Below are 3961 nucleotides of genomic sequence, written 5' to 3' on the forward strand. Positions count from 1 at the left end.
CGGTAATTGGAGTTGTCCGAGCGTTCATATGAACTGTACCCTAAGTGTTCATCCAGCTCTGCCTCAAGCATTTCCTGTATAGTGCCGCCCATCAAATCCCTGAGAGCATCCTCTATATCCTTTGCTGTCCTGATATCATACTCCTCGATCAGTTCTGCGATGATATTCTTCTTCCCCTCGCTCATTGGTTCTCTTTTTCTTCTTGCCATAAAAAATCAGCCTCCTGTGTTATTTTTATTATATCACAGTTGACTGACTTTTTACAGACTTTTTTTCAGAGGGTCAATCAATAAAACAATTAGAATGATTGCAGTTTTTTAACTTACCAAAGAATTGATTCATTCATTCGACCTCCTTTGTTCCAAGTAATGACCCTTGTATAAGTTCCAACAGATTTATATTCTCTTGCCATTCCTGCTTCATGTAATTCATACATCTCTCCATCAGTAACAAGACCGCCTCGAAGAGGAGAGCCTTACTCCCAATCATAGAAATCAATTAAATTATATGTTATAGTTGCAATATAACCATTTCTATTTTTTGCACAATGCATGCTCATTGCAGAATCAGCATCACCAATCGAATACCACCAATCAGTTGCAATCTCCGTTTCTCCGACACATCCTGTAGTAGAAAAATTAGTTCCTGGAAAAGCTGTGGCCGGATTTGTAATAAACCATTTTATCAAAACCATTTATTTTGGCATTTTGCTGTTGAAATCAGTGTATACCGGATCAGAAGTTTTAATCTTTACAAGAAGATCAACATAATACGCCTCATCAGATAGTCCTTGCATATGAATTGTTATCGCCCTTGCTTTATCTTCTGTCGCATATACAATGTTTCGTGAAGATAAAAACATAGAAACAATCAATGTAAATATAACAGCTACTATGCTATTTTTTTCACTACAATTCCTCCTAGTTATGATATGTATAAAATATTGCTGAACCCAGACACCTACATTAATTAAAATTATTCACAAAAAATGAGCAGAAAAAATATAATAACTCTGTAAATATTGAGGCTGCTCTATACCACCTAACTTAGATTGAACTATTTAGACTTATTGCTGTCGATTAGTCAGTATATTATATATACCAATTAGAATTGAACAAAGTAATGCTATCCCATTAAGACTATAACTTAGAATCATACCGAAGCCGCTTCCTGCATTAGGTGTTCCATAATCACCGTTGAAAGCCATAAATATATGAATAAAAAAATCAGTATCGTAAAATATATAACCGATTATAACAGAAAAACAAATGGTCAATATAACACCCAAACAATATATTTTTATATTATGGCTGCTTAACTTAACAAAAAAAGCCAACTGTACCGCTGCATAAATAATAAAAAAAATAAATATAGAAATAACAGAAGCTATCCCTGCTCCTAAATATGCAGTTAAATTAAACAAAAGAGCATATATGAAACTCATCAATACATATTTAACATATTTCATCATAATAATCATATCCCCTTTTGATGAAATCTAAGTCATCCTGATTATCAATAGTATTACCAGTACTAGCGGCATATCCGCTTCCTTTATATAAGATATTTAAAGTAAATCCTGTAGCATGACCAGTACAGCCATATAGATAATTTCCTAAGTTTTCAGAATTCATAATAATATCATTATATACAAATTTGAAACCCTGAGAAAAATAATGAATAGTTGATATCGTATTATTCCAACTTTCCCGTACTTTCACATCCCAAATTCCTCCATGATTAACATTGGTATAGAATTGAACATATCCGTTAAATGAAGGATAGTATATAAAGCTTTCCGCTGCATTTGTCATATCTGTTATAATGTTCTTTAATGGTTCCGTATAATCTAAATAGTATACAGTATCAAATTTGCCGTTAATATCACTATAGATTGAAATATCATTGTTGATTTGTTCAATATTTAATATCGGAACCACACTCGGAATATAATCAAAAAATGTTTTACCATAGCCTTCTGCAGTTAAATTACAAAGCATTTTATATTCTGTATGTGCTTCAACAGGTTTGTCACCAACATAGAATCCATGATTAGCAGCAACATTAGCGATGGTCAAATATGTTATATCATCAATTTCTATAAACCACTTACCGTAAAATTCAACTTGTTCGGAAATATTCAATCCATAATTAAGCTGAAAATTTTGAATTGCCGACTGAGTTGCTCCCCCCATTGCACCATACGCCGACCCTCCCATATCCAAAAAGCCTAAATATTCCAAACATCTTTGTAATGTTGTTATTTTCAACTCTGTTTCGCTAGCGTTCTTTAAGGAAAAATTAAAATCAACGACACCACTATAAAATTCAATAAATTCTTCCCAGCTCATTTCGCTATCTTTTCCTGTAGCCGTATATATATCATATACTTCTGAAACATTGTCTTCTAAATGCAGCATATATGCATTATAAATTCTTTCTATTGACAGTTCTTTCATGACTGCGCCATTATTATTGACGGATTTTGGTTTTGGATCAAAATTATCTAATAGATTATCCCCATCCGTATCCTCCACCGTAGGATCACTCAAAAACGGCGCAACCCTCACAACATCAAGATAATCATCTAAACCGTTTAATTCCCTTGTCAGTTCATTCGATATCTTGACGTCACCTTTTAATTTCAGCACAGTTTTCAAAGTGGGCAGCACAGGTTCATTATCCGAATCCCATGCAAGCATACTGTTCCTGCTGTCAAACTCCTGCCAATCCGTCAAACTGTCGGTATCGCTGTTTGTCCATGCTCCTCTTTTTAGAGGTGATACCAGTGTGAGTTTTTTGAAGTTGTTTCCGATAACTATATAGTATGTTTTTGGTTTGTAGCTATCTTTTTCGTATATAAATCCAAAATTATTCAGTCCGAAAAATGCCTCACCATTGCATGTTCCGTCATTATTTAAATCATTCCAGTAGCCGAATGTTCCCGACGTGCACAGCGGATTTGTATTTCTGTACATCATCAGCTTATCTTCTTGTCCGAGATAATTATCCGGCTGTGTCGGAGTCCATTTGGTATATGCGCTGAAATCTTCTCCAGTAAGCCATCTCCAGCCACTTGAGGTGTACTGTCCGCCTATCCAATAAGAATTTTTCGTACCCTTTGAAAGCAGTTTTTCTTCAATGAAACATTGCTCGTCAGAATCGTTTATTGTTACCAGATGTCCGCCGAGCGCCTCGCAGATATCCTCTGCGCTGTCCCAGTCATAGCCGGAAACCGAGCAAATTCCATAGGTATGTCCATTATAGTTTGCTTTTATCATGCTACTTTCAATAAATTCTTCTGTGACTGTTTCGGCTAACGCCATCACCGCAATCTCCGGTTCTTCAACCTCAAATCCCAGACTATCCAGCCACATTTCAATATCCATCAGACAATACGTTCCCAGTTCGCTTGCCTCGCAAATGACGGTATTGTTTTCTAAATCATATGTAGTTTCCACAGGAAGCAGCATATGCAGATCTTCATCAAATCTGAATGCCTGCAAACGCTTTATACCGTCAAGCTCCTCCGTATATGCTGTATACTTATCACTTATATTATTGGTATAATTATCCTTTATCTTATAGTATAGCACACATTCGTCAACTTTGCAAGTGCTTTCGTAAGAGATTTCTACACTTTTTCCGAGAACTGCGTCGTTTTTTATCGCATTCGAGTACGGCGACTGCTTGATCTCTGCGCTGTTTACCGCATAGCCCGAAGATTTGAATTCTACTGTCAACTCGTAAGCGTTATCCTCTGTATTAATATCCTCCAGAGCCTTGCTCTCCGCAGGAATACTTTGCTCAAAAACAAAATCTGCGTCAGGTACTTCAAACGTCTCAGGATCACTCGGATCAAGCCCGATATGCGGCTCATCCCCATCCGGCAAACCGTCCCTGTCCGTATCCGGATTCAACGGGTCGGTGTGATAATCATTCACTTCTTCTCCGCCTTTCA

The 3961-nt window shown here is 36.4% G+C and carries 4 protein-coding genes; all 4 read right to left on the reverse strand.

Going from position 1 to position 3961, the window contains the following annotated elements; genetic code table 11:
• Window positions 1–209: transposase (locus LI114_RS13095; RefSeq protein ID WP_227221043.1), on the reverse strand; the 209-nt coding region annotated here is incomplete at its 3' end.
• Between the two features lie 266 nt (window positions 210–475).
• On the reverse strand, window positions 476–694 hold the full coding sequence (locus LI114_RS13100) for a hypothetical protein (protein ID WP_147338992.1): 219 nt from the start codon (window positions 692–694) through the stop codon (window positions 476–478).
• A gap of 372 nt (window positions 695–1066) precedes the next feature.
• Window positions 1067–1471, reverse strand: coding sequence for a hypothetical protein (locus LI114_RS13105; protein ID WP_022287682.1), 405 nt, complete (start codon window positions 1469–1471; stop codon window positions 1067–1069).
• The coding region (locus LI114_RS13110; RefSeq protein ID WP_227221044.1) for a polymorphic toxin type 44 domain-containing protein at window positions 1455–3961 on the reverse strand (2507 nt) is incomplete at its 5' end. The genes LI114_RS13110 and LI114_RS13105, both read right to left, overlap by 17 nt.

Origin of the sequence: Ruminococcus sp. 210702-SL.1.03, from assembly GCF_020559915.1 — a bacterium.
In the GTDB taxonomy this organism is placed as follows: Bacteria; Bacillota; Clostridia; order Oscillospirales; family Ruminococcaceae; genus YE71.

Excerpts from the sequence above, each read along its gene's own strand:
- LI114_RS13100 (WP_147338992.1), bottom strand. The coding sequence starts at position 694 with ATGGTTTTGATAAAATGGTTTATTACAAATCCGGCCACAGCTTTTCCA.
- LI114_RS13105 (WP_022287682.1), bottom strand. The coding sequence starts at position 1,471 with ATGATGAAATATGTTAAATATGTATTGATGAGTTTCATATATGCTCTT.